The organism is Rhodococcus sp. MPR-R1B, from assembly GCF_058793255.1.
The window spans coordinates 382,322-406,855 of record NZ_JBXAFO010000003.1 but is presented as its reverse complement, the minus strand read 5'-3'; the positions used below and the strand labels follow the sequence as shown (position 1 = coordinate 406,855).

Genomic DNA, 24,534 nt, shown 5'->3' with positions numbered 1-24,534 from the left:
CGTGGAGAAGCGCCTCGACCTTTCCTTGGTCAGAACAGCTGCACTGTGGTGAACAATTATCGCGAGGTATGCCGCGGGTCGATCCGGCTGCAAAGGGAGTTGGCATATCGGGGACGAAGGTTTCTTCTTCCGAGATTCACTCCGCCGAAGCTGACCATTGCAGTCGGTCCGGCAAAGTTAGTCGAGACCCTCGGCTTCTGCTGGGGCTTCGAGACTGGGCATACCCACGGTAAATCCGCTGCCGCCGCACGACGCGAACTGTTTCTTCGACTGGATGGACCGTCAGCTAGAGGACATGATTTTCGGGGTTCGATTACGTGCGTATCGAAAGGAGGTGCTGCGTTGTCTGCGTGAGCAAGGGGGCACCGAAGAGGAGAGCACGATGATGTTGCGTCACTTCGGTTCTGAGAGCGCGGTGCCACATCGGCAACCACCCTTCTGCTTGCCGCGCCACACTCGCCGGAGGCTCTGGTCGTGTCACTCGCCCTCGATCAATGGATCTTCCAGTTCGAGAAGCGCGACCTCGTCCGGATTCAAGTTTTCGTTCGGATCCACGGATCGGGTCAACCGGTCGTTTGGACCCAATTCGTCTGGCGCCTGGATGATCTGAAGACCTCGTGCCAAGATCTCGACTCGTCCACGGTTCTCGTTGCTCGTGAGATCTGCTGCGAAAGCAGCAGCTACGGCGTCGCGTGCCAGAGCCTCCGCCAGGTCCCAATCATGGATGTAATCCTCGACCGAAAGGTTCGCTTCTCGCCGGCTCAGCGCGGCCGAAGTGCATCCTTGAAAGTAGAGAGCGACCAACTCCTGAGCGCCGTCCCACTCCGCCTCCAGGCCGAGGGCTACCGTGTTCTCCCGCAACGCGGATCGAAGGTCGAGCGCGTCAGCTGCTCTCATCGGGGGTGACGCGCGCACCTTGCTCACGTACTCCTCGAACCCGATCACGGCGACAGTCCCGACGACATCGATTACTGCGGGCCAATTCGGCCCCAGATGGCTGGCGAGGTCGACGTCCGTGATGGTTGTCGACTCGATGTGCCGGACAAGCGAATCGAGCGAACGATCTGCGTCGTCGTAGAGTCCATCTCGTTGCGCCTGACGAAGCCACTCCGCTTCTGCGACTATCGCATCTCCGGGAATCGAACCGGCGTTCTCGAAAGCTTCATCAATGGATAGCTCAGTACCGACAGCGACTTGGGGCCCCCAAGCCGCTCCGTTGACTCGCAAGAGCTGCGCAGCAGTCTGTACCACGTTCGTCAAACGAACCGACGCGTCAGAAGAGCGACGCAACGTAGCTGCATCGGGCCTCGACGGGATGGGTTCACACGCTGGATTGTGCCGTCCACGTTCCGCTTTCGTGATGGTCTCTTCGATATTCGCAGAGGATGGGCGTGCAGCGAAGATCTTCGATACACCGATAGCACCAGCAGTAGCCACAGCGATGATCAATCCCGCTGCAACGAATTTCGCCCTCCGGGTCGGTACCGCATGCATGCTCTTGATTCCCCTTCGGTGTGCCCCGGACGATGCGAGCGAAATATCGGATTCTATCGCGAACGCTATCGGGCTCGTGGGACTTCAGTATTCGGTCAAGCGCAAGATTGTTGCGGGGATCGTAGCGCCATAGGGACTAGGTGCCTTGAAAGGGTTGTGAGACGACTTCGACGATCGCACAGTCGGGACGGGCGCGCCGGGCTCTCGTCCTTGCTGTATGCAGTCGAAGCCAAGAAATGTCGGGGGACGTAATGGGGGGAGCTGCTGTGGGCCGACGGTGATGTTTTGGTAGCCCCATGGCCACAACGTCGAGTAGATCGTGTTCGGTGCCGATCAAAACCTTGCGGTTGTTACTCTGATGACCGCAAGCAATTCGGAGTACACCTCCTTTCCTCGTCCTGACGTCAATGATCGTCCGGATGCACCCGAAACGATCGAACGGCGATGACAAGCCGCGAGGCGATCGCGAAGAGCTCACCGTCACCGCACGACGCATCGAGGACGAGGTATCGGCGGCATGCGGGTCGACGAGCGCAACGGCAGGGGTCATGCGCGAAGGACTGGCCGACTGTAGCGCTCAGCGGGTTCGGACGTAGTCAGGCGCTGACCGGGTCCAGGAGGCCGGTAAGCCGTCCGGCAATCAGTGCTTCGGCCTCTGTGACAATTCGTTCCACCAATTCACCCACTGTGGGGATGTCGTGAATCAATCCTTGCACAGTCCCAGCCGTCCAGATGCCAGCCTCCTGGTCGCCGCTGTCGAACACCGCTCTGCCCCGCGCACCGGCAACAAGATGTCGAACGTCTTCGAATTTGCCACCACTGGAGAGAATTTCGACAACTTCTCGGCTGATGCTGTTGCGTGCTACCCGTGCGGTATTGCGTAGTGACCTGAAAATCAGTTCCGTGTCGACCTCCGAGGCAGCGACTATCGCCTCTTTGATGTTGCGGTGAATCGGAGACTCCTCGGTGCACATGAACCGGGTACCCATGTTGATGCCGTCGGCGCCGAGCGCGAGGGCCGCCACTAATCCTCGCCCATCGGCAAATCCACCGGACGCGATCATGGGAATGCTGATCCGCTCTGCTGCTGCAGCGATGAGGACGAGACCCGGTACGTCGTCTTCCCCTGGATGCCCGGCACATTCGAACCCGTCGATGCTGATGCCGTCGACGCCGAGGACTTGGGCTTTGACCGCGTGGCGGACGCTGGTGCACTTGTGGAGAACCTTGATGCCTGCGCCGTGAAAGTGCGGCAGATGGGGCGCGGGAGACGATCCAGCTGTCTCGACGACTTTCACTCCGCAGTCGATGATCACGTTGCGATACTCATCGTAGGGCGGAGGTGTGATCGTCGGGAGGATTGTGAGGTTGACCCCGAAAGGTTGATCGGTGAGCTCGCGCGTTCGGGATATTTCTCGGGCAAGATCGTCAGGTGTCGGCTGTGTCAGGGCAGTGAGCATGCCGAGCGCGCCGGCGTTTGCAACTGCCGCTACGAGTTCTGCTCTCCCCACCCATTGCATGCCGCCCTGCACGATTGGGTGGCGAACTCCGAATGTCTCGGTAAATGCGGTGGTCAGCACTGGACATCTCCTCGATGGTGCATGGCTATCTGTTTGTCAGTTACGTTGGTGCAAAGTCAATTTCGACCCGAACGGCGCATTCAGCGCGTCGATGTTGTCCACTCGTTCAAGGCCGGAACCTGTGAAAGTTCAGTTCGTGCCATCGGAGGTTCGGCGCGATAGGGCATGGCAGGCGTCAAATACTGTTCGCCATGTTCGTTGGTGCCGGGGATGAAGGTACGGTTCGCAATCACATCGTCGGCGCAAATTACCTGGTCGTAGTCACGCACAACTGCGGCAACCACTCCGGCCGCAGTGAGATGCTCTACTGCCTCAGCGGCGCTGCGGTAGCACAGCTGCTTCTCGATCGTGGCGACGAGGTCAACACGGTTTTCCACGCGCAGCGCGTTGGTGGTGAACCTCGGGTCGTCGGCCAACTCGGGTAGGTCGATCGCCTTGCACAGTTCGATCCATGCGCGCGGTTGGTATCCGCTGATCACCAGCTCGCCGTCGGCGGCGCGAAAGACGTCTGCCGCCGGTGCGACGCTTGGTTGTCCGTTCCCTTTGCGACTCATGGGCTTTCCGGATACCTGCCACTCGATCCAGTTGGCGGTCTGCAAGTGGATTGCGACGTCCAGCAGGGAGACTCGGACGGACGATCCTTTGCCGGTGCGCTCACGTCGAAGTAGCGCTGCTAGTGCCGCCTGCGCGACGACATAGCTCGTTGCATGGTCTATGACCGGTGCGCCCACACGTTGTGGTGGGCTATCCGCCTCACCCGTCACCGACATCAGTCCGCTCTCTGCTTGCGCAGCGATGTCGAGCCCCGCGCGGGTGGCGGACGGGCCTTCCGCCCCGTACCCGCTCACCGAGACGGCGATGATTTCCGGTCGCAGGCGTTGGAGTTCGGTAGAGGAGAATCCCAATCGATCGAGGGTTCCCGGGCGAAGATTGTGCAGCAAGATGTCGCTCGATGCGATCAGATCCCGAGCTCGCTGCAGATCGGCGGAGTCTTTGAGGTCGAGGCAGATTGAACGCTTTCCACGGTTGTACCCGTAGAAGATGCCGCGCGCGTAGTCGGCGTCGATTTGTCGGGCCGGTTCACCGCCGGGGGGCTCGAGCTTGATGACCTCCGCACCGAGGTCGGACAACTGCTGCCCGGCGCTGGGTATTGCGATCAGCTGACCGATCTCCACTACTCGGACACCTGCCAACGGCAGGTCTACTTCGTCGGTCATCGAATGATCTCCACATGAGGCGAAGTGACATCCTCAGCGGGCTCCAGGCAGCGCGCCAACAGAATTCCTTCGGTGTGGTTGCAGGGGTTCAGTCGGTTTCTGTCACCTTCTGCTCCCCCGATTCGGATCGTCACCGTTCCATCGTCATTGCGTTCGAAGTGTGCGTCGTTGAGGTTGACGGTGTGGTCGCGGTACTCGAAGGACTCGAACCAGTGGTTGTACAGCATCACTCCGAAGTAGGTGCAGTCCGGGAGAGTGAATGTAATATCCACGGCAGTAGCGTCTTTCAGTGACCACCAGCCGGCAACGTATTGGTTGGAGCTGGTGCCGTAGAAGTCTCCCCACCCTCGCTGCTCCGAGGTCACGCGAATCTCGTTGGGAGACTGACTGAGTGTTTCGATGAGCTGAAGACTGCGTCGAAGGCTCACGTCCATGCCACGAGCAAGTTTCGTGAGGCGCTGGGTCAGCCACGCCGTGTCGAGATCGGGGCGTGCACCAGGCGGCGGACCGAGGCGCTCGATGTGGAGAACAGGATCGATCTCCGCGTTACGCGTCTTGTGATACACACGAACTACTACGTCGAAGCAGCGCTCATCCAGCCGAATGCCGCTGCGCCCCTCCAGCTCTTGTGCGACGAAGATCTCGAAGTTGCCGTCCGCGTCACACACCTTGTCGTCGATGACGATGTTGTCGGCGACCCGGTCGGTCCCAGACGCGCCCACACGATTGGCGAGGACGGCGACGTAGGGCACTGTGCCACGGTTACCGTGAATGCGATATGTCTCGTTGGGGTCGATCATCGCAGTCCAGTAGTCGACGTCGATGCCGTCTCCCCAGAACTTTCGCATCGGTGACATCAGGGTGAAGAGTTCAGGCCGGAGCACGTCTTGGCGCTCGATGTTCATCTCGGCGAGGTATCCGAACAGGCGAAGTGCGTGCCGTACACCTTCGGCGCTGTCCAGCGGCGATCCGGTAGCGGCAGCGGTCGAACCGAATGTCGCAAGGCTGTCGGTGACTGCAGACCAAGCCTCGGTGAGCTGCCGGCGATCGTGCTGGGACTCGGATTGTGTTGACTGGTCAGTGAGTTGTGTCATCGTTTCTTCTCTCTCGTGGTAGACGAACTGGATTGTGTATGGGGGCGTTGGTCAGCAGAGGGGGTCGAAAGGGACGTCTGCGTCGGACTTGCCCGAGGTCTGGTTGTTCACCCATCTGACGTTCTGGGTCCATCGGTCGGCCGAAATCTGCACAGGCCAGAGGCTCTTCTGCGAAGCCCACACCTGGTTGGCTTTGTCAGCAGGAACATTCATTCGCTCGGTGAGAAGTTGAGCTCCTGCTTGCTCGTTCGCGGGATCGGCTATCCACCCTGCTGCGGCCTCGAGCGCCGCACACACGGGGGCAGCAGCATCGGATTCAGCGAATGTGGCTGTCGTGACGAGCACCGTGCCCAGGCCGTATGAACTCACGCCGTCAGAGCCCACCGGGTCTACTTCTGTAATCGCCGTCATCGGAATTCCTTGAGCATCGAATACGGCCTGGCTGGCAGCGGTGAGAACGGCGGCATCTATGTCGCCCTTTCGTGCGAGTGGTATCTGACTCGCGGTGGGTGCCGCTGCGATGAATTGCACCGTGGAGGCGTCGATGTTTCTCTCTGCGAGAAGCTGATTGACGAATTGCTCGGCCGCGCCGCCACGCGACGGTATGGCGATCCGCTTGCCGGGCAAATCCTCGATGGTGGTGATGCCGCTGTCTTTCGTCACGGCGATGGCAAGATCGATCGACCCGTAGGGGGACAGTGGCCGCAGACTCTGCCCTTGCTCTATGGCCGGCACGACGGTTCCGGGTGCACCGACCGCGAGATCGGTTGTACCGCCGATGAGACCGCTGATGAGTTCGGGCCCGTTCTTTCCGTCGATGAGCTCGACGTGGAGGCCTTCCTTGTCGAACATTCCTTGTTGGACAGCGACGTAGACAGGCAGGGACAAAGCACTCGCAGGGTAGACCCCGATGGCGACGCTACCGTCGTTCGGACGCCCTCCCCCTCCACACGCGGAAAGCAGTAGGGCCGCTGCAATGACTGTGCCGACAAAAGGTCGAAGTTTCATGGGATTCCTGTTCCTTGATGGCTGGGCGCATCAGAAATCAAGCTGAGTTGGCTGGGCACATCAGTGGTCGAGCTGACCACGCAGCCGGTTGAAGATTTCGATGTATCGAGGTTCGGCGGTGAGGGTTTCGAGTTCGCGGGGGCGTTCGATGTCAATGCTGACGTCGTCGATCACCCGGCCGGCCCCGAGCAGCAGAACGCGGTCGGAGAGACAGATGGCTTCGCCGAGGTCGTGGGTTACGAAGATGACCGTCCGGCCTACCTGAGATTGCCAAAGCTCGAGGAATTCTCGCTGTACTTCGACTCGGGTTTGCGCATCGAGGGCGGCAAAGGGTTCGTCCATCAACAAGATGTCCGGATCCAGTGCCCACGTTCGGGCCAACGCGACACGCTGGCGCATCCCTTGGGAGAGTTGCCAAGTCCACAGCCGTGACGCCTCGGACATTTGAACGGCCGCAAGCCAGCGCGCTGATTGAGTTCGTCTCTCCGCCTTGGGTACTCCCCTCAATTCGAGACCGTACTCCACGTTCTTCTGCGCTGTTCGCCACGGGAACAGCGCATCTCGGGCCATCATGAAGCCCATCCGAGAACGAGCGTCGAATGGTGTTGTGCCGAGGACCTCAGTCTTCCCTTCTGTTGCGTCCACCAATCCAGCGAGCGCGTTGAGCAGAGTGGTCTTTCCGCAACCGCTCCTGCCGACCAAGCTCACGAACTGTCCGCGAGGGATGGTGAGGTCGAGATTGTCGACCACAGTTTTCGTCGACCCTTCGGGTGAGGGGAAGGATATCGTCAGTCCGTCGAGTTGTACGGCGGGTGTAATCACGTTGGTATCCATGATGATTCCTGTCATCGTCGAGCCGGCGGCTGCCACCGAAGGAGGTAGCGCTCGGCGAAGTTCATGACCTGGTTGAGGACGACTGCGACGATTGCGAGAAGTATGAGGATCGCGTAGACCGCTTCCATCCGGAACTGGGCCGAGTAGATCGACACAAGCTGGCCCAGCCCGTCCCGTGACGAGATCAGTTCCGAACCGACAACGCCAAGTAGCGAATAGATCAGCCCCAACCGAAGACCGGCAAAAATGCCAGGTGTTGCGACGGGGAGGAGGATGTGCCAGAACACCTGTGTCTTACTGGCATTCAGGACAGTGGATAGTCGGAGCCATTCGTCGTCCACTGTCTTCACACCGGCTCGTGCACTCGAGCAGACGATGAAGAAGACGAGTGTGAACGCGAGAGCGACCTTCGCCGTCATCGTGATCCCGAAGATGACGATAAGCAGAGGCGCCAGCGCAAGACGTGGCATGGCATTCGCCGCATCCAGGAACGGACTCATGATGCGTTCGAGGGTCGGAAGCAGTCCGAGAGAGAGTCCGACCGCCACCCCGACTGCGCTGGCGAGGATCCACGCGATCACGACGGCAGTCATCGTGGCACGCAAGTTCGACGAAATCTCGCCCGACTGCACCGCTGCGGTGAAGTAGGCCCAGGCCTCGCCTGGCGTTTTGGCCAGAACTGGCTCGATCCAACCTTGCGATGCGACGAGCTGCCACGCTCCGAGTAGGACCAGAAGCAGCGCGACCTGGGCCAGTCGTACCCCGATGGTGAGTCGCGTACCGGATCGACGCTGTCGAGCGGGCTTCGGCTCAGAGCGTGCCCGCCTCGCAGAACGGGGTGACGTAGCACCGGATGGCGAACTTGCGGTGATGGTTTCGGTCATTTCGGCGCCTCCTCCGTGGTGCTCGCAGGCGGCGATAGGTGCTCGACAAAAGCAGACGGGTGCCTCTGGTCGAAGCTCCCCGGGTTGTTGCTCACTGCGTTCATATGTGAAGCAGATCACGGGATTCTTCTTCCCGTCTACGCCACATTCGAGAGGTATGCCATAGGGTTTCCCTATGCCTGACGGGCGCAAAATCGGGCGCGCGCGAGGACTGCCACGAGAAGGGAACCCCGAATGGACCGGCGTCATCTGGAATACTTTCTCGCCCTTACTGATCGGGGCAGCATTTCCGCTGCGGCTCGCGGACTGGGGGTCAGCCAGCCGACAATCTCGGAGGCTCTCGCCAGAATGGAGAAAGAGTGCGGCCTGACGCTCGTCCGCCGTGGCTCGCGGGGAGTCACCCTGACCGACGCTGGACGCGATCTCACAGGTCCGGCGGCCCAAGTACTTCGGGCATACCGGGATTTGGATCACGCTTTGCATCCATTGAACGTCGTGCAGCGGGGTCGGCTGACGGTCGTGTGTCCGCGAACACTGGCGCGTGATCCAGCGGCCACGGCCCTGGGTGCGTTCAAAAGCAAATTTCCGAACGTTGCGGTGACGATGCTCAGCAATGACACCGACGGAATCGGAACGGTGGTCGCCTCGGGTCAGGCTGATATCGGCCTCGGGGTGGACGAGGTGTTCGACGAGGGCGTTGAACGTATCCTTCTCGGCCGGCAACAAATCGTTGCGCTGGTGCCGGCCGCACGAAGTGAAGGCGAGGGGGCAGCGGCGTTGACGGATCTGTTGCGAATCGGATTGATCACCAGCCCGCGTGACGATGTCACTCGGCGACTGTTGGCGGAACGCCTGGGCGAAGGCACTGTGGACGAGGCGGTGGTTGCGGAGACTATCTCTGTGGCTTCGATGATCCCACTTGTACGCGCGGGAGTCGGCGTCGCTTTCCTTCCCGAATCTGTCGCCGATACAGTCGGAGAAGGTGTGGTGCTGTGTCGTACTCGGCCCCCGCTCACTCGTGATATCTGGATGTTCCACGGTTCGACGCCATCGCCTGCGGCACAAGCGTTTATCGAGACGACCAGCCGATTACGTGACGAAGGTGGAATGGGGAACGCCGGATGAGCAAGTTCGGAGAGTCCGCCACCCCGCGAATCGATCCGCGGCAGCTACAAGACTTCCTTGCCGTCGTCGAACACGGCAGCATCACGGCGGCAGCGGCAAATCAGTTCACGGGTACATCGAGCGTCTCTCAATCAATTGCGCGGCTCGAAAGACGCGTCGGAGGACGGCTTTTCAATCGAGGCCGGACCGGCGCGACGCTGACTGCGCGCGGACGGAATCTCATCGATCCAGCACGCGAAGCGCTGGCCGCGCTCGACCGATTAGTGGTCGAGCGCGAGTTCTTACTGTCAGCAGTCCCCCACCTCAGTGTTGCCACGACAGCGAGCCTTGCGGACGATCCCGCAGCGGTACTGCTCGGAGCGCTGCGCACGGAGGTGCCGAACCTGAGGATCACCATCTCGGATCCGCCTGGGTCGTCCGTGGCCGATGCGATTCACCCGGTCATGGCAGGCACCGCTGACGTGGCAATAATGGAGTCGCTGCCCACCGGTGTTCCCGGGACGCGCACGGTGCGCCTTCCGGACCACAAGTTGCGGCTCGTCTGCCCGCCCGGTACCCCGCCACCGGTGGACGGGGTATTCATCGGCGAGGACCTCATGCGCATCGGCTTGGTTGTCGCACCACGGTTCGAAACTTCCGATGTCTATCGCCATCTGCGGTCGATCGAACCGCGAATCGACCACGCATTCGTGATGAGGTCACAGCACCGCGATGCCTTCGCGGATTTCGCGTACGAAGGGATCGGTGCTGTCATCCTCGAACTCTCCAGTGCCGAGCGAGCATCCGAACGCGGGTGCACTGTGGGCGAGATATTCGAACTGCCCCCACGGAAGATCGCAGCCGTGGCAAGGGACGGCCCGAACACGCAGATCGTCGAACATTTCCTACGGCTGTGTGCCGAGCAATCCGCGCGGAAGCCGTAGGCCGAGGCGAACTGGACCTTGCGCTCTGGGTATTCGCGTCGGCCGGGCGTCCACCGAGAACGATGATTTTGTCCACAGACACAACACTTCTGGGATAGTCCGTTTCCTGAAACAAAGCCGACGGGTTGCCTTCCCGTGAATATGTAATACACGTCACTCCGGATCAACTTCGAAAGGTTGACTTTCATGCGAAAGTCTGTGAAACATTTCGTGAATGCTGCAGCGGCGGTTGCGTTGTGCGCGACGCTAGGACTCACGGGCGCAACCGGAACAGCGGCTGCCGATGCGCCCGGCATCCCGAGCGTCGGGCACGATTGGGCGAGTGCAGGGCCGTACACCCCGAACGTCTCGATCGGGCTGGTGCACACTCTGTACTACCCGCGCCAGCTCGGCGCGCGCGGCGAGAAGCACCCTGTTGTGATCTGGGGGAACGGGACCGGTGTGCTCCCCGGTGCGTACACCTCCTTGTTGCGCCACTACGCCAGCCACGGATTCATCGTGGTCGCCGCCAATACCCCGGCAAGCAATTTCGCCATCACCATGCGGTCGGGAATCGACCTCATCGCGGACAAAGCGGCCAGCCCGTCGAGCGTCTTCTTCGGCAAAGTCGACCTGGAACACATTGGTGCGGTGGGGCACTCGCAGGGCGGGTCTGCGGCGATCAACGCGGCGATCGACGACCGCGTCGACACCGCCGTCGCGATCCAGCCAGGCCCGCTCAATGATGTCGATCTCATCGACGAGCCCGTTCTCTATCTGGCCGGCCAGGCCGACGCAATCGTTTGGCCGGCGATCGTGCGGGCGATGTACGAGGACGCAGACCACGTGCCTGCCGAGTATCTGGAACTGCGCGGCGCCACGCACTTCGGTACGGCGATCAACGGCGGCGATATGCGCGGGCCGAGCACGGCGTGGCTGCGGTACTGGCTACTCGACGATCCGAACGCTCGCACCGAGTTCTTCGGAGCGAGCTGTGGATACTGCACTGACACCCAGCAGTTCTCCGACTTCGACCGCAACGATCTGGCCCGGCAGATCCCGGGCTGACGGTAAGTCGGGAGTCGAAGACGAACGACCTGTCTGTTCAGATCGGCGGAGTTGCGAAGCTCAAATGACGACGTAGCCGTACATTCGTTCGCCCTGAGCCACAGCTCTGGTCGCTAGTTCGACGAAGGCGGTCAGGAACGGCACTGAGTCCTCCGACGGTTCACTGGTCTCGTCGATCGCCCAGGCGGCCGCAGCGGCCGCGACGCCTTCTGCGTTCAATTCCGCTAGTGCATCACGCAATTCGTCGGTAACCGTGAGCACGAGGGTGTCGCCGTCGTCGCTCATCGCGACGAGTTTCCCGCAGCGTGGACCTTTTGCAACTTCGTCGTAGGGGCGAGCGGTGAGGGCTGCTTCCAGTCGGCCGAGCGCGACAACTGGATCGACGCCTTTCGCCTGCAGAACTGGAGTCCCACTCGCAGCCAACTGGATCCGCGGGCGAGAAGCTGCGTTCGCCTCCATCACCTCTGGGTCCAAGTCGACGAGTCCCTCGAGGGCAGAGGTGGCATGCTCATCCGTGCGCGCGGTGAAGTAGTCGGTGATCGCAGACATGGCGCGATCATCTCACACACGATGCATCTCAATGCCCCGGACTCCTTCCGCGACTTACTGATCGACGTCAGGAGGGACAGGTGTGTGCTTCCTCGATCGCTTTCGCGAAAGCGCGAAGTCGTGGGCTTTCGAGATCGGTACGCCACACGAGACCCAAAGCAGATTCGGGTAATCCGTTGATCGGTACGAATGTGATGTCCGAGCGCTGGCTGTATGCAGCGGTTGCAGCGCAGAGGATGAGGCCGACCTGACTGAATGCGACCTGCGACAGGCCTTCCTGAACGGTGCTCGCCCCACCCTGCGTGGGAATCGTGGCTCCGCCCGGCGTCGTGCTCGGGGAATTCACACGCTGCCAATAGTCGGGGGCGGGGCCGGTGATGGGTACGAGACAGATCTGCGCCAACTGCTCGGCGTCGATCACGCCCAGTTCGCTGAACGGGTGATGGACTGAGATGGCGAGGGTCTGGGGCTGTCGAGAAAAGACGAGCCCGGTTGTCAGTTCCGGCTCATCTACGGGGAGAAGGGCCACTGCCGCATCGATTCGCCCGGCGAGTACATCACTGAACGGATCACCCAGGGGTAATTCTTTGATGGTCACGCATGTTTGCGGATGTTGTATCTCGAAACGAGAGACAGCAGCCGCGATCGAATCGTAAATTGCTCCTTGGAAACCCACCCGAAACGGCGTCGGCGTGTTGCGTGCTCTCGATTGAGCGTCCTCGATTACTCCGACAAGCGCACGATGCGCGGGAGCCAACGACGCAAGAAAATCGGCACCGAATTCAGTCAGGTGCACGCGGCGACTGGTCCGCGCCACCAGGCTTGTGCCGATACGACGCTCCAATGCGCTGATCAGCTGACTCACTCGGCTCTGGGAGATGAACAGCCGCTCGCCGGTGCGACCGAAGTGCAGTTCTTCAGCGAGAACGAGGAAACACTCGATCTCACGCATCGGAGGCTCCGACATTTTCACTCCGACCTTCGACTCATTCGACCACTCCATCATGGCTCATCGATGAATTGAGCTAATGGTTGGATGAGCGATTCGCCGTTGATCCTTCGGCGTGCAGGAGCTTCTCTGGTTACATGCCCCACTCCGCATCTGCACAGAACAGCCCTGCGTCCACGTCCTCAACCCACGCACACACCATTGAGAACCACTGGGCTGCGGTCGCGCTGATCGCAGCGTCCACCTTCATCGTTGTCGCGGCAGAGATGATGCCGGTCGGGCTACTCACCCCGATCGGTGCTGCTCTGGTGGAAAGTGAAGGGACCATCGGGCTCTCACTGGCCATTACCGGATTGGTGGCAGCGGCCACTGCCCCGTTTGTGCCCATCGTGACCCGGCGCTTCGATCGTCGGTCGACGCTTATCGTTCTGATGCTTGTAGTCGCCGCGGCGAACGCCCTCACGGCCCTTGCTCCGAGCTTCGTTGTCCTCGCTGTGGCTCGCGTCCTTCTAGGCGTGAGCATGGGTGGAGTCTGGGCGCTCGCCGCAAGCCTGGCTCCCAGGTTGGTGGAGACCAGATCCGTCGGGTTGGCGACCACGATCATCTTCAGCGGAATCGCGGTCGCCTCAGTTCTCGGTGTCCCCGCGGGGACGTATATCGGAGCAGCGGCCGGGTGGAGCGTGGCATTCTGGACTCTCAGCTGCGCCGCGACGCTGATCGCGATCGCCATGATCGCTGTCCTACCCACGATGCCAGCTGATCGGGCCTTGTCGCTCGGGAGTCTCGTGGCGGCCTTTCGGAACCCAGGAGTCCGGGTCGGATTCGCGATTACCGCGCTCATCGTCACCGCTCATTTCGCGGCGTACACCTATGTGCGTCCGGGGCTGGAGTTCTTCGCGGGGTTGAACGCTTCGCAGGTCGGCACAATGCTCCTGATCTACGGTGCATTCGGTGTCGTCGGCAACTTCATTGCCGGGCCGTCCGCTGCAAAGTCCCCGAAGGCGGTGGTCGTCAGCCTCAGCGTGGGAATAGCGGTCACACTCGCCCTGTTTCCGATCTCGGCTACCACCTTGATCACAGCTGCTCTGCTCATGGCGGCTTGGGGCCTCTTCTACGGTGGTGTATCGGTGAGTACTCAAACATGGATCGCACAAGCCGCTCCCGTTCACCGAGAGGCCGCTGCGGCTCTGTGGGTTGCAGTCTTCAATGCAAGCATCGCCCTCGGCGCGTTCGCGGGTGGACGCATTCATGACCACTCCGGTTCCGAAACGGTCTTCTGGACAGCCGCGGGAATCGCCACTCTCGCAATGCTGCTCGCCACATTCCGCAATCCCGTCGTGGCAAAGCATGAACTGACAACCTAGCCGCCTACACAAAACCTTCATAGAGGCAGGACAACAGATATGCGCCAGACACCCGTTTCAACCTTCATGGATGTGACCGAGATGATCGAACGCTACCGGGATAAATCGCTGTCTCCGGTGGAGGTACTCGAGTCCACCATCGAACGTATCGAGGCGCTCAACCCGACCTTGAATGCAGTGGGACACACTTTCTTCGATGCGGCACGGGCGCAAGCGAAGTCAGCGGAACGCCACTACGCCCGCGGCTCGGATGTCAGCCTTCCGCTCGCCGGTGTTCCCGTTGTGGTGAAAGAGGATGAACCGGTGCAAGGACAACCTTGGACTCAAGGGTCCAAGGTCTATGAGGATGTGATCGCCACTCACACTTCGACTTTCGTGCAGAGAATCATCGACGCCGGTGCCATCGTCCACGCGCGATCGACGGCGCCCGAATTCTCCTCGGCCGCGTTCACACAGTCCGAGTTGTGGGGCGTCACTCGCAATCCGTGGAACACGAAATACTCCTCCGGCGGGTCTTCCGGTGGATCGGCAGTCGCACTTGCCACCGGTATGACGCACTTGGCTACCGGTTCCGATGTTGCAGGTTCGATCCGAACTCCGTCGTCTCTCAACGGAATTGTCGGGTTCAAGCCACCGCACGGCCGTGTCCCCGTCGATCCGCCATTCAATCTCGATCGCTACTGCCACTGCGGTCCGATGGCTCGCACCGTAAGTGATTGCCTCACAATGCAGTCGGTCATCGCGGGACCGACCTCCACTGACATTGCCTCGCATGCACCGGCATCGCCGCTGTCCGGCCTCGCAACGCATTCGTTGACAGGAATGCGTATCGCCGTGATCCCCGCGTTGGGTGACTGGCCGGTTGATCCGGACGTTGCCGCCAACACCGCCAAGTTGGTGGACACCCTCACTGCGCTGGGCGCACGCGCGGAGATCATCGAAGTCGACTTGTCACGCGCTGCAATCATGCGTGCGGCCGCCATTCACTACGATCACGTGTTCGGTGCATCGATCTCCGCCGAAGCGTCCGCGCACCCCGACAAAGTCACGGAGTACGCGAAGGAATTCGCGCAATGGGCACGCCGCACCCGTGGTGACGCGACTTTCCTCGACGGACTCGCGATCGAAGCCGAACTGTATTCGTCGATCGGATCCCTGTTCGACACCTATGACGCGTTGATCACTCCGGCAGTGGCGACGGAGGGCTTTCTTGCCGGCGATGACTACGTGGGGCACGGAATCAATGTGGCTGGAACAGAATTGGAGTTCTACCTCGAGGCTGTACCGGCCATCACCTTCAACATCCTGAGTAGCTGCCCGGTGCTGACAATCCCCACAGGTTTCGCTCGGAACGGAATCCCCACGGGCACACAGATAGTTACGCGACCGTACGACGACCAGACGGCCTTTGCGATTGGGCTCGCCCTCGAGAAGGTCCTGCCGTATCCCGGCAATCACCCGGACTGCCATGCGGCCCCGCAGGTATTGTTCGGCGTTTGAAGCTAGCTCTGGTGGAGAGTTGACCAGAATGTAGTTAGGTGCCATATTAGTTGCATGGCAGTGGACGGAACCGATCACGACTCACCCACGTTGGATCAGGCGCGGCGGCAGTTGGAGCACTACGGCCTCGGGTCCGATCCGCAGGCTGTGCTGGTTGCGGTGCGGCTGATCTCGGCGGGCGCGCGGCTCGGTCGAGCAACCGAGGTTCACTTCGCGAGGTATGGACTGTCGACCGGCCGTTACCGACTGCTTGCGGATCTGGAAGACCACGACGGGGAGAAATCTCCCTCGCGACTGGCCGCTGATCTCGGCGTCTCGCGAGCCACGGTCACCGGCTTGGTCGATGGGCTCGAGCAGGAGGGTTTGGTCGCTCGACGTCCGTCCGCGGAGGACGGGCGTGGTGCGGTGGTCGTCCTGACTGCTCGCGGCGCTCAGCGTTTACGTGACATGGCGCCCGAACACTTTGCTCGTCTCGAGGAAATGGTCGACGAGCTCACTGTCGACGAGCGTGCGGTTTTTCTGGATCTGCTCTCGCGGGTCGTTCGCGGTATCGGTGCGCTGACTGCGGAGTAGTCGGCTGGGATTCCAGGCATTCGTGTAGCGATTTCGAATCGTCGTCAATTCTCGACAGAGGCTTCTCCTTCCATGCCCAAATAGTTAGCCACCTAATTATAAACGGAAAGTTGGTCTCCTTCATGTCCGGACTCACCCCGCCGATCCGTCGCGAAAACAAAAAGGAGATAACCGATTCCAATCGACTCGACCCGGTTGCCGATCGTCGCGCCGCACGACCTTTCACCCTGTGGAGAGAGGTGCTGGTCGCCTACCTTGCCCCTGCGCTGATGGCGGGTGCGGGCGGAGTCGCATCCGGCCAATCGGGCCTCACGATGGCGGCATTTACGTCCATCGCGGGCACGTCGGCAGTGGTGGCGTTGCTGATCGGCTCCTGGTTGCAGCGCCGCGCAGGGTCACGACCGTGGACCACGACACTGCCTCGCGTCATGGTGGCGGCAATTCTTGCCGTCGGAGCCGCTGTGATTGCTGGTCTCGTCGGGTGGTTCGCCTCCCGTTGGCTACCAGCTCACACGAGCGTGGTCGACACTGCTTGGCTTGCTCGCCTGCAACTCGATCTACCGATATCTGCCGCTGTCGCTGCCGTCATCGTCAGCTGGCGATGGCGCCGTCAGAATCCCTGACCGACAACATATGTCAACGATCCCCGGCTTCGCGGGGAAGACCGAAAGGAACACGATGATCGTCATCATGGGAGCGTCCGGAACCACAGGCGGCGCGTTGCTACACAGTCTCGCATCCTCGGGTGTGCCGAGCCGAGCGCTGTCCCGCGACCCGGACAGGCTGCGCGCCCACCTCGGCGACTTGGCCGACGGTTTGGTCGAAGTAGTGCCGGCCGATGCCGCAGACTCAACTTCGCTGCGCACGGCTTTCGAAGGGGCCGAACAACTTTTCCTCGCCATGGCCAACGGCCTCGAACAGGTCGAGCTCGAAACGCGTGTGATAGACATAGCCGCCGAGAGCGGCGTCGAACACATCGTCAAGATCTCCGACCCCGCCGCCGCGGCCGACTCCCCCATCGCTCTCTCCCGCGGCCACCACGCCGTCGGCGAACACCTGCGTGCATCCGGGATCCGCCACACTCTGCTCCGCCCTTATGCGTTCATGCAGAATCTGTTGCTCCTGGCTCCGGCGGTGGCTGCGCAAGGGGTGATTCTGGGCGCGATGCGGGACGCGCCGTGCAACTGGATCGACTGCCGAGATATCGGTGACGTCGCCGCGGCCGTGCTCACACGCGCCGACCTCGCCGGCGGCACCTACGTCCTGACGGGCAGCGAGGCGGTCGGCTACGGCGGCATCGCCGATTCTCTGACCCGCATGCTCGATCGCCCCGTCCAATATATCGACCTGCCACCGCACGAACTTCGGCAAAACCTCGTCGATCATGCCCACATGCCTCCGTGGCTGGCCGAGCACATTCTGGAGATCCAGCAACTTGCCGTCTCGCGCCCGGAGTCACCCACCGACACGGTGGCACGTGTCCTGGGGCGTGAGCCACGAACCCTGGATGCGTTCCTGCGTGAGCATCTGGACCGTTTCCGCTGATTCACGCTGCGAGAGCAGTGCCGCCAGCAGTCATGCGGTTGATCAACGAGCCCACCGAATCCTGATCGGACCTCGTACGGATTCCAGGTCGACGACTTCGCCGCCTTGGGTGATCTGCACTTCGCCGTGGGCCACCATGTGGCGGGCAGCCTCTCGGACGGGTTCCATCAGCGGACGCCAATTGTCGGGTGCTGCTGCGCGGGCCACGTCGGAGGGGCAGATGCTCGACTCGGCCGATCGGGCATTGAGTAGTTCGCGGATCTTCGCCGCCAGTTCTTTCTCTTCCACCATATGACCTCAGTTTCCGGTCGTGACCGTAGGCCTTCAACAGAGTATGAACCTTCGGTTCGGCGAGTTGTGGCGAAGGAATGGTGCACATCGATAATTATTGACGGCGTGGAGAATTCGAGTGCAACGCGCCGCGACGTAGTCCGAAAGTCGTATTCGGCCAGATCCCAGGAGTACACGGACCTCTTCGGCTCGATGGATTCGACGCACGTATCTGATCGGGACCTGGTGACCAGCTGGGCTGCCACTTTGACCGGCCCCGTACTCGACGCCGGGTGCGGGCCGGGGCAGTGGACAGACTTCCTGGCCCAGAGCGGGCTGGCTGTGAGCGGGATCGATCTCGTGCCCGAGTTCGTCGAACGAGCCCGCACCCGATACCCGGATCTTTCCTTCGAGGTCGGGGGCTTCGAGGCATTGGACGCGAAAACGAATTCACTGGGCGGCGTGCTGTCCTGGTACTCGCTCATTCACCATCACCCGCAAGATATCGAGGCACCGCTCGCTGAATTCGCGCGCGTGATCCGCCCAGGTGGTGGGTTGCTGGTGGGCTTCTTCGAAGGCGTGACCGTGGAGCCTTTTGATCACGCCGCGACGACTGGTTATCGATGGCCGGTGACCGAACTTGCCGAGGTGCTGGTCACAGCGGGCTTCGACGTGATCGAGACCCATACCCGGACGGGGAGCGGCTACAGGCCGCACGGCGCAATCACTGCCAGCCGGCGCGGCGTCGAATAGCGGATCGAGACAGGGCGAGCAATTCTCTTTCATTCATTTCGTGTGAGTGGTGTGCTGGATGAGTCACTTCCCGGCTTTTTCAGCACCGGATCATCCACAGTTGAAAGAAGGCGCCATGACCACGATCCATCTTCACAAGACGACCACTGCGACGCCCGAACAGGTCCTTGCCGGCCTGACCGACTTCGGTCCGGGCCGTGAGGAAATCTTCGGCCGCAGTGCGGACAGCTACCTGAAAGTGCACAAACAAGGACCCCACGATGCTGATGTCACCGAGGGCTCCAGTGGTATCTGGGAGCGTCTGCACTACGACTGGACCGACCCGCACCGCGTCGTGATGACAACCACCGACTCCAACCTGTGGGGCGGGGCGTCGAGCCATACCTACACGCTGACCCGGCAGCCGACGGGCCTGACCGATGTCGACGCCGTCGTGGTCCGGGACGGCAAGAACCTCAAGGGAAAGCTCCTGGCGTCGGTACTCGGACTCGTCGGCACCCAAGTGCTGGGAAAGTCGTTCACGAAGTCCATCGATGCCATCGAAGCTCGCAACGGTGGCGCGAGCGGCGGCAACCCATAGTGACAAGAACCTGACGGACGGTCAGAGCGCTTCGAGGGCTTCCGTCATCTTCTTCACCGTCTCCGGTGCCACTTTGGCTTCGAATCCCGCCTTCAGGAGAGGCGACGCAATCTTGGCGGCACCGTTGAACTCGACGTTCGCGTGATACTCGATCTCGGTCGAGTTCGGACCCACCGAAGTCAAGGTGATGTCGTCGGTACTGGTGGCAGTCTTGTTCTTTCCTTCGAGAACAACGTGATTCAGCTCGTCGGTCACCAGCGTGTACGTCAGTTCCGTGGTGACGCCGAACAGCTTCGACACGTTGTGCCACTGGGTTCCGACGCCGACAGGACCGTCGGAGATCTGCGTGCAACTCTCGGTGCCCGGATCCCACGTCGGCGCATTGGCGAAGTCGCGGAGAAACGCCGCAGCCTTCTCGATCGGTACCTCGGCGGTGAAATTGCGGGTGACGTCAACCATGCGGTGGGCCTTTCGGTTCATTTTTCGGCGGTAGTGCCGCGGTGAGAGTTCGTTCCGACGCCCGGGCTACCCAAACTCGACAAACGGTAACCGTCTTCAGAGGACTGCGCGGTCCAGTGGACGCGGAAGCGGATCGAGTGCGCCGGTCTCGCGCAGGCGCTCGTACGCCCGAACGACCCCATCGACGGCCCCGATCTGTAGCAACACGCCGCCCGGTAACGCGGCAACGCCTACGGCCAGGTCATCCGGGATCGCGTCAGCGCGAGCGGAAGAGAGGTAGCCGACGCGGCCGATCACGGGATCTCCGACGCGATAGTCGGACTCGTCTTCGAGAGCGTCGAGGATGTTGTCGTCGGTGACGTCCCCGAAGTCCGGTTCCCACACCGCGGCGAGCATCCGAAGTAGTTCTGTCTCAGGAACTTCGGCGGCGTCCGGCGCGCTGACGGCAATAATCATCGACTGAAGGACGATTTCAGGTTCGCCGCCCGCCAACCCGGAGAGCTCGAGCCCCCATTCGGGCCCTCCACTGGATGCGAGCCTCAATCCGATTCCCAGACGATCCGACCAGTCTTCGGCGGCCTGCGCTTTCTCGAGGACCTGCGCCAACTGGTCGACGGTCACGGCAGTAGCAGGTCCAGCGGAATGGATCTGTTGCCACGACCCGCCGACCACCTCGGGCAACAGGAATTCGACTTGCTCCAACGTCCGACGCCACCGGGAGGCCACGGCCGGCACCGATTCCGGCCGTCGTCCCCAGAAAACTCGAATAGCGCGTCGTGTCATCGAGTCCTCCGGTAAGGATCGTCCATGGGTAGCCATATCCCGTCTTCGTGGATTCCGAGATCAGTGGCACCGCCGGTGAGAGCGTCGACGGCCGCGAGAACGGCAGGGCGCGTTTCGTTCTCACGACACAGGAGTGACCACGTCCAGATTGCCGCCGGGTCGATCATCGGGCGTGCCGTGAGATCGCTCGGCAGCGTGATGGTCTGCCCTTTGGGCGAGTTGACGACCGGACGGCCGACGGCACGGACGTGATCGAAGAATGCCGGACCGGTGATACCACCGTCGTTGATGCGCAGGATCTGTGCGCCGGTATCGCGAGCGAATTCTTCGGCGTAGACGTTCCACGAATACCAGGAGGTGGTGTCGTCGTCGACGAGTACGACGACGTCGCGTGCTCGCACCGGTGTGGTGTCCTCTCCGGTGGAGACGGCGTAGAGCCGATCCGCGCCGAGCAGTTTCGCGCTCAGAGCATGTTGGGCGACATCGGTTTTCCGCACCCAGGCGATCGCCAGGTCGAGGCTGCCGTCCGCCACCCGCGCGGCCTGTGCGTGCGATGGCACCACCCAGGCGTCGACGTGCAGTTGCGCGACCCCTGAAGTGCGCGCGATCAGATCCGCGGGGAGCCAATTGACGTAGCCGATCCGGACGGGCTCCGCTCCGGACAGACGCTCCGCGCGGCGCCGCAGATTCCCGGCACTCTCGAGTAGCACACGGACATCGGGGAGCAGCGCCGCGCCGGCTGGCGTCAGAGCGACGGAACGGCGGTCGCGGACGAACAGCTTGACGCCGAGGTCGCGTTCGAGTGCCATGATCTGCTGCGACAATGACGGCCCGGCTATCAGTAGTCGTGCCGCGGCTCGGCCGAAGTGCAGTTCATCGGCGACGACCTCGAAGTATCTCAGCTGACGCAGCTCCACGATCCTTCATGCTACGTGCGGTGGGAGGTTGCGCCTATCAGTCAGGAGCAAAGCGGTCGTGGCGGTCCGGCGCGGCCGGGGCACACGATAAGACCATGACCACAATCCACAACGGGGTCTCCTCGCGAGCGCACGCTGTCCAAGCTGCCGCTGCGCTGGCGGCGAGCATGGGAATCGGTCGATTCGTCTACACACCGATTCTGCCGTTGATGCACACGCAGGCCGGTCTGTCGGCCTCGCTCGGCGCCACCCTGGCGACGGCCAACTACATCGGGTACCTGATCGGCGCGCTCGCGGGAATCCTCATTCCCGGCGTGGTGCGCTCGGCAGCGGTGATGCGTACGTCGTTGGTGGTCCTCATCGCGACTTTGGCGCTCATGCCCACTACCCACGACGGATCCATCTGGTTCGCCCTGCGGCTCGTCGCAGGCATTGCCAGTGCCCTCGTCTTCATGATCGCCGTCAGCGCTTTGCACGCGCACCTTCGGGGGCAGTCCCAATTCCTGGCCGGATGGGGATTCGGCGGAGTTGGGTTGGGTATCGCCCTGTCCGGGGTCCTCGTGTTGGTCGTCCGCTTCGTCGGCACCTGGAGCACTGCCTGGCTGGCATCTGCGGCCCTTGCAGTGGTGTGTGCGGTCGCAGCCTGGGGATTGACGCCGGAACCGCGTCCGGTCATCACACCGGACGCGCCGGGAACTCCCAGTTCCCAACGCGGGTTCACTGCCTTGTTCATCAGCTATTTCCTGGAAGGCATCGGCTACATCATCGCGGGCACGTTCCTTGTTGCCGCAATCGATCTCGCCGCTCCAGAATGGGTCGGCAGCGGCGCTTGGATAGTGGTCGGTCTGGCCGCATTTCCCTCATGCGCCCTGTGGGCTTGGCTCAGCCTGCGTTGGTCGAGGCCGACTCTGCTTCTCGTTGCCCTGTTGATTCAGGCGGTGGGCATAGCGCTTCCTGCTGTGATCGGAGGCGTCGGCCCCGCACTGATTTCAGCTTTCCTGTTCGGTGTCACCTTCCTTGGTATCGGGTCAATTGTGTTGGCAATCGGCGCGCACCTGCAGTTCCCACGCGCCGTGGCGTTGCTGACCGCTGGATACAGCGTCGGTCAGATTCTCGGCCCACTCGTTGTCACTCCGTTGCTGCGAGACGGGTATCGCGACGCTCTGCTGTTGGGTGCGGCCGTCGTTCTGGGCGCGGCAGTGGCCGCCGCGGTTGTGCGGTTCCGATTCCCTTCCGATCTCGATGCGGACCCTCGGACGGCCACCTCGACTGAGGAGGTAGTTTTTGATGTCAGATGACGAAACGGCCGGAGCACTATCCGACGTAGGACTGGAGATGTTCGAATGAGCGCACTCACAACCGATCTCGACCTGAAGGTCCCTGTCATCGCAGCGCCCATGGCCGGCGGCGCTTCCACACCGGCACTTGTTGCTGCTGCCTCTCGCGCAGGCGGTCTCGGCTTCCTCGCCGCCGGGTACAAGACGCCTCAGGCTCTGTCCGACCAGATCGACGCCGTGCGCGCCGAGGGAGTGTCGTTCGGTGTCAACGTTTTTGCGCCCAATCCGGTGCCTGTCGACATCGATGCCTACCGTGCCTATACCAGGGCGATCCAGGTCGAGGCGGATCGCTACGGCATCACACTGGCTGACGGTGAGCCGGTCGAAGACGACGACTACTTCGAGGACAAGATCGATCTGCTCCTGGCCAGCCCGGTTCCGGTGGTCAGCTTCACCTTCGGCTTTCCCACACCCGGCGTCATCAAGGCGCTGCGCGCTGCCGGTTCACTTGTCGTCCTCACTGTGACTTCGGAGGCAGAGGCGCTCCTTGCCGTCGACGCCGGTGCCGATCTGCTTGTGGTGCAATCGTCGGCTGCCGGCGGCCACTCCGGAACGCTCACTCCCCTGCAGGTTCCGGCAGAAACACCGATCACCGAATTGATCGCACAAATCCGTCACCGCACGTCGGTTCCGCTATTGGCGGCCGGTGGACTGGCGACCTCCGCCGACGTCGCTGCTGCCTTACGTGCCGGAGCGGACGCGGCAGTGGTCGGTACCGTACTGCTGCGCACCGAGGAGAGTGGTGCCTCGGCTCCGCACAAGGCAGCTCTGGCCGACACGTCACGCGGGAACACAATCGTCACAAGAGCTTTCACGGGACGTCCCGCACGAGCACTTCGGAACGAGTTCATCGATCGCTACGACGCACAAGCGCCCATCGGGTACCCGGCCATCCATCACCTGACCAACCCGATGCGCAAAGCCGCTGTTGCGCAGGCAGATCCCGAGCGAATGCACCTGTGGGCCGGTAGTGGCTATCGCCACGCGACGGAGGAACCAGCCGGGGTAGTGCTTTCGCGATTGGCTAACCTGTGACGGCGCGGACACCGGAAGCCGCATTGCCCGAGGTAGTGACATACGACGGGTTGCCCAGTGGTGCACACTCGCTTCGAGTCAAGCGCCCCGACGTGGCATTTCAACGCCTGCAGACATTTCTGGAAGCCTGCATCGAACCAGTGTCGTTGCCGTCGTGGACATTAGAGATCCGCCAGGGCGGGCCACCCGCGCCGACCGCGCAATTGACAGAGCTTGCCACTGGGATCCTCGGTGGGCCCCGCTACAAAGCGCAAACCCATACCGAATGGAACGTCCCACCTGGTTCTGTCAACGAAGCGCTCGATGCCCTCGTTGGTTCCGATGCGGTCACAACCCACGGACGTTCTTTGGCGGCACTGACCTACAGTGCGCCCGTACGCCTGATCGACCCGGACACCCATGCGCCGTATCCCGACATCACGCCCGACGCGTTCGGCCGCTTTGCCGTCGACGGATACGGCCGGACTCTCGGCGAGTCAGGCATACGCGCAACCCTTGGGAACGCGGCATCCTCACTGTCCCTGTGGCTCAACCTGCCAGCAGACGAACGGTTGTCGTCCGGTGCTCGTCACCTACAAGACCATCTCCCGTTCCGGTTGTCCGCGAAACACTGGCGTCTCTGGCGGCCGAACCGGAGCGCAGACTCTTACCGTTCCAACAAGATTCCGTCGCCGGTTCACGACCACGTTTGAATCACGCAGCAAGCATTCCGAG

27 protein-coding genes are annotated in these 24,534 nt (G+C 61.9%); 14 read left to right on the top strand and 13 right to left on the bottom strand.

Annotation, left to right across the window (positions count from 1 at the left end; genetic code table 11):
- Positions 1-477: 477 nt before the first annotated feature.
- Positions 478-1,494 (bottom strand): hypothetical protein, encoded by a 1,017-nt coding sequence (locus AC1Q61_RS07210; RefSeq protein ID WP_042922072.1) that lies wholly within the window; start codon positions 1,492-1,494, stop codon positions 478-480.
- A gap of 419 nt (positions 1,495-1,913) precedes the next feature.
- Between AC1Q61_RS07210 and AC1Q61_RS07205 the strand changes: the two genes are divergently transcribed.
- The gene (locus tag AC1Q61_RS07205) at positions 1,914-2,090 is read left to right on the top strand and encodes a hypothetical protein (protein ID WP_156511704.1); all 177 of its coding nucleotides are present in this window, start codon (positions 1,914-1,916) and stop codon (positions 2,088-2,090) included.
- Here AC1Q61_RS07205 and AC1Q61_RS07200 read toward each other — a convergent pair whose 3' ends face one another.
- From AC1Q61_RS07200 to AC1Q61_RS07175, 6 genes are all read right to left on the bottom strand, one after another.
- On the bottom strand, positions 2,091-3,074 hold the full coding sequence (locus tag AC1Q61_RS07200) for an NAD(P)H-dependent flavin oxidoreductase (RefSeq protein WP_007735577.1): 984 nt from the start codon (positions 3,072-3,074) through the stop codon (positions 2,091-2,093). It abuts the gene before it with no gap.
- Between the two features lie 80 nt (positions 3,075-3,154).
- Positions 3,155-4,291, bottom strand: coding sequence for a CaiB/BaiF CoA transferase family protein (locus tag AC1Q61_RS07195; protein ID WP_007735579.1), 1,137 nt, complete (start codon positions 4,289-4,291; stop codon positions 3,155-3,157).
- Positions 4,288-5,385: a hypothetical protein gene (locus AC1Q61_RS07190; RefSeq protein WP_042922968.1), complete on the bottom strand. Its 1,098-nt coding sequence runs from the start codon at positions 5,383-5,385 to the stop codon at positions 4,288-4,290. Before AC1Q61_RS07190 ends, AC1Q61_RS07195 begins: the two co-directional genes overlap by 4 nt.
- Before the next feature lie 51 nt (positions 5,386-5,436).
- Entirely contained in the window at positions 5,437-6,393 is a 957-nt protein-coding gene (locus AC1Q61_RS07185; RefSeq protein ID WP_003943065.1) for an ABC transporter substrate-binding protein, read from the bottom strand.
- Between the two features lie 60 nt (positions 6,394-6,453).
- Complete coding sequence (locus AC1Q61_RS07180) at positions 6,454-7,227, bottom strand: ABC transporter ATP-binding protein (RefSeq protein ID WP_252194664.1); 774 nt, start codon at positions 7,225-7,227, stop codon at positions 6,454-6,456.
- 11 nt (positions 7,228-7,238) lie between these two features.
- Positions 7,239-8,111 (bottom strand): ABC transporter permease, encoded by an 873-nt coding sequence (locus AC1Q61_RS07175; protein ID WP_042922966.1) that lies wholly within the window; start codon positions 8,109-8,111, stop codon positions 7,239-7,241.
- Between the two features lie 234 nt (positions 8,112-8,345).
- On the opposite strand from AC1Q61_RS07175, the gene AC1Q61_RS07170 reads away from it, so the two are divergent.
- The 3 genes from AC1Q61_RS07170 to AC1Q61_RS07160 all read left to right on the top strand — a co-directional run bounded on the left by AC1Q61_RS07170 (position 8,346) and on the right by AC1Q61_RS07160 (position 11,206).
- Positions 8,346-9,236, top strand: a complete 891-nt coding sequence (locus AC1Q61_RS07170; RefSeq protein ID WP_042922964.1) for a LysR family transcriptional regulator — start codon at positions 8,346-8,348, stop codon at positions 9,234-9,236.
- On the top strand, positions 9,233-10,159 hold the full coding sequence (locus tag AC1Q61_RS07165; RefSeq protein ID WP_042922962.1) for a LysR family transcriptional regulator: 927 nt from the start codon (positions 9,233-9,235) through the stop codon (positions 10,157-10,159). Before AC1Q61_RS07170 ends, AC1Q61_RS07165 begins: the two co-directional genes overlap by 4 nt.
- 186 nt (positions 10,160-10,345) lie before the next feature.
- On the top strand, positions 10,346-11,206 hold the full coding sequence (locus tag AC1Q61_RS07160; protein WP_042922960.1) for an alpha/beta hydrolase family protein: 861 nt from the start codon (positions 10,346-10,348) through the stop codon (positions 11,204-11,206).
- A 60-nt stretch (positions 11,207-11,266) separates the two neighbouring features.
- Here AC1Q61_RS07160 and AC1Q61_RS07155 read toward each other — a convergent pair whose 3' ends face one another.
- Both AC1Q61_RS07155 and AC1Q61_RS07150 read right to left on the bottom strand, forming a co-directional pair.
- Positions 11,267-11,755 (bottom strand): hypothetical protein, encoded by a 489-nt coding sequence (locus AC1Q61_RS07155; RefSeq protein ID WP_042922958.1) that lies wholly within the window; start codon positions 11,753-11,755, stop codon positions 11,267-11,269.
- Between the two features lie 67 nt (positions 11,756-11,822).
- Positions 11,823-12,722, bottom strand: a complete 900-nt coding sequence (locus tag AC1Q61_RS07150; RefSeq protein ID WP_042923001.1) for a LysR family transcriptional regulator — start codon at positions 12,720-12,722, stop codon at positions 11,823-11,825.
- A 119-nt stretch (positions 12,723-12,841) separates the two neighbouring features.
- Here AC1Q61_RS07150 and AC1Q61_RS07145 point away from each other — a divergent pair, with 119 nt between their 5' ends.
- The 5 genes from AC1Q61_RS07145 to AC1Q61_RS07125 all read left to right on the top strand — a co-directional run bounded on the left by AC1Q61_RS07145 (position 12,842) and on the right by AC1Q61_RS07125 (position 17,686).
- On the top strand, positions 12,842-14,068 hold the full coding sequence (locus AC1Q61_RS07145) for an MFS transporter (RefSeq protein ID WP_215516192.1): 1,227 nt from the start codon (positions 12,842-12,844) through the stop codon (positions 14,066-14,068).
- Positions 14,069-14,107: 39 nt separating this feature from the next.
- Positions 14,108-15,568: an amidase gene (locus AC1Q61_RS07140; protein ID WP_042922956.1), complete on the top strand. Its 1,461-nt coding sequence runs from the start codon at positions 14,108-14,110 to the stop codon at positions 15,566-15,568.
- A gap of 54 nt (positions 15,569-15,622) precedes the next feature.
- Positions 15,623-16,141 (top strand): MarR family winged helix-turn-helix transcriptional regulator, encoded by a 519-nt coding sequence (locus tag AC1Q61_RS07135; RefSeq protein WP_003943230.1) that lies wholly within the window; start codon positions 15,623-15,625, stop codon positions 16,139-16,141.
- Positions 16,142-16,263: 122 nt separating this feature from the next.
- Complete coding sequence (locus AC1Q61_RS07130) at positions 16,264-16,764, top strand: hypothetical protein (protein WP_042922954.1); 501 nt, start codon at positions 16,264-16,266, stop codon at positions 16,762-16,764.
- Between the two features lie 55 nt (positions 16,765-16,819).
- The gene (locus AC1Q61_RS07125) at positions 16,820-17,686 is read left to right on the top strand and encodes an NmrA family NAD(P)-binding protein (RefSeq protein ID WP_215516190.1); all 867 of its coding nucleotides are present in this window, start codon (positions 16,820-16,822) and stop codon (positions 17,684-17,686) included.
- Positions 17,687-17,728: 42 nt separating this feature from the next.
- On the opposite strand, the gene AC1Q61_RS07120 is transcribed toward AC1Q61_RS07125, so the two are convergent.
- Positions 17,729-17,977 carry a DUF3253 domain-containing protein gene (locus tag AC1Q61_RS07120; RefSeq protein ID WP_042922952.1) on the bottom strand — a complete coding sequence of 83 codons (249 nt, stop codon included), beginning with the start codon at positions 17,975-17,977 and terminating at the stop codon, positions 17,729-17,731.
- Between the two features lie 105 nt (positions 17,978-18,082).
- Here AC1Q61_RS07120 and AC1Q61_RS07115 point away from each other — a divergent pair, with 105 nt between their 5' ends.
- Positions 18,083-18,709: a class I SAM-dependent methyltransferase gene (locus tag AC1Q61_RS07115; RefSeq protein ID WP_198531557.1), complete on the top strand. Its 627-nt coding sequence runs from the start codon at positions 18,083-18,085 to the stop codon at positions 18,707-18,709.
- A 115-nt stretch (positions 18,710-18,824) separates the two neighbouring features.
- Positions 18,825-19,289 carry a hypothetical protein gene (locus AC1Q61_RS07110; RefSeq protein ID WP_042922950.1) on the top strand — a complete coding sequence of 155 codons (465 nt, stop codon included), beginning with the start codon at positions 18,825-18,827 and terminating at the stop codon, positions 19,287-19,289.
- A 21-nt stretch (positions 19,290-19,310) separates the two neighbouring features.
- Here the strand turns inward: AC1Q61_RS07110 and AC1Q61_RS07105 are convergent, their stop codons facing one another.
- The 3 genes from AC1Q61_RS07105 to AC1Q61_RS07095 all read right to left on the bottom strand — a co-directional run bounded on the left by AC1Q61_RS07105 (position 19,311) and on the right by AC1Q61_RS07095 (position 21,448).
- On the bottom strand, positions 19,311-19,748 hold the full coding sequence (locus AC1Q61_RS07105; protein ID WP_215516189.1) for an SRPBCC family protein: 438 nt from the start codon (positions 19,746-19,748) through the stop codon (positions 19,311-19,313).
- A 96-nt stretch (positions 19,749-19,844) separates the two neighbouring features.
- Complete coding sequence (locus AC1Q61_RS07100; protein WP_042922948.1) at positions 19,845-20,531, bottom strand: hypothetical protein; 687 nt, start codon at positions 20,529-20,531, stop codon at positions 19,845-19,847.
- Positions 20,528-21,448 carry a LysR family transcriptional regulator gene (locus AC1Q61_RS07095; RefSeq protein ID WP_042922946.1) on the bottom strand — a complete coding sequence of 307 codons (921 nt, stop codon included), beginning with the start codon at positions 21,446-21,448 and terminating at the stop codon, positions 20,528-20,530. The genes AC1Q61_RS07100 and AC1Q61_RS07095 overlap by 4 nt, the downstream gene beginning before the upstream one ends.
- A 95-nt stretch (positions 21,449-21,543) precedes the next feature.
- Here AC1Q61_RS07095 and AC1Q61_RS07090 point away from each other — a divergent pair, with 95 nt between their 5' ends.
- From AC1Q61_RS07090 to AC1Q61_RS07080, 3 genes are read left to right on the top strand one after another with little or no spacing between them, the layout of a single operon-like run.
- A complete protein-coding gene (locus tag AC1Q61_RS07090; RefSeq protein WP_042922944.1) occupies positions 21,544-22,746 on the top strand; it encodes a YbfB/YjiJ family MFS transporter in 1,203 nt (400 codons plus the stop codon).
- A 45-nt stretch (positions 22,747-22,791) separates the two neighbouring features.
- The gene (locus tag AC1Q61_RS07085) at positions 22,792-23,820 is read left to right on the top strand and encodes an NAD(P)H-dependent flavin oxidoreductase (protein ID WP_042922942.1); all 1,029 of its coding nucleotides are present in this window, start codon (positions 22,792-22,794) and stop codon (positions 23,818-23,820) included.
- Positions 23,817-24,512 carry a hypothetical protein gene (locus tag AC1Q61_RS07080; protein WP_042922940.1) on the top strand — a complete coding sequence of 232 codons (696 nt, stop codon included), beginning with the start codon at positions 23,817-23,819 and terminating at the stop codon, positions 24,510-24,512. The genes AC1Q61_RS07085 and AC1Q61_RS07080 overlap by 4 nt, the downstream gene beginning before the upstream one ends.
- The last annotated feature ends 22 nt before the right edge of the window (positions 24,513-24,534 follow it).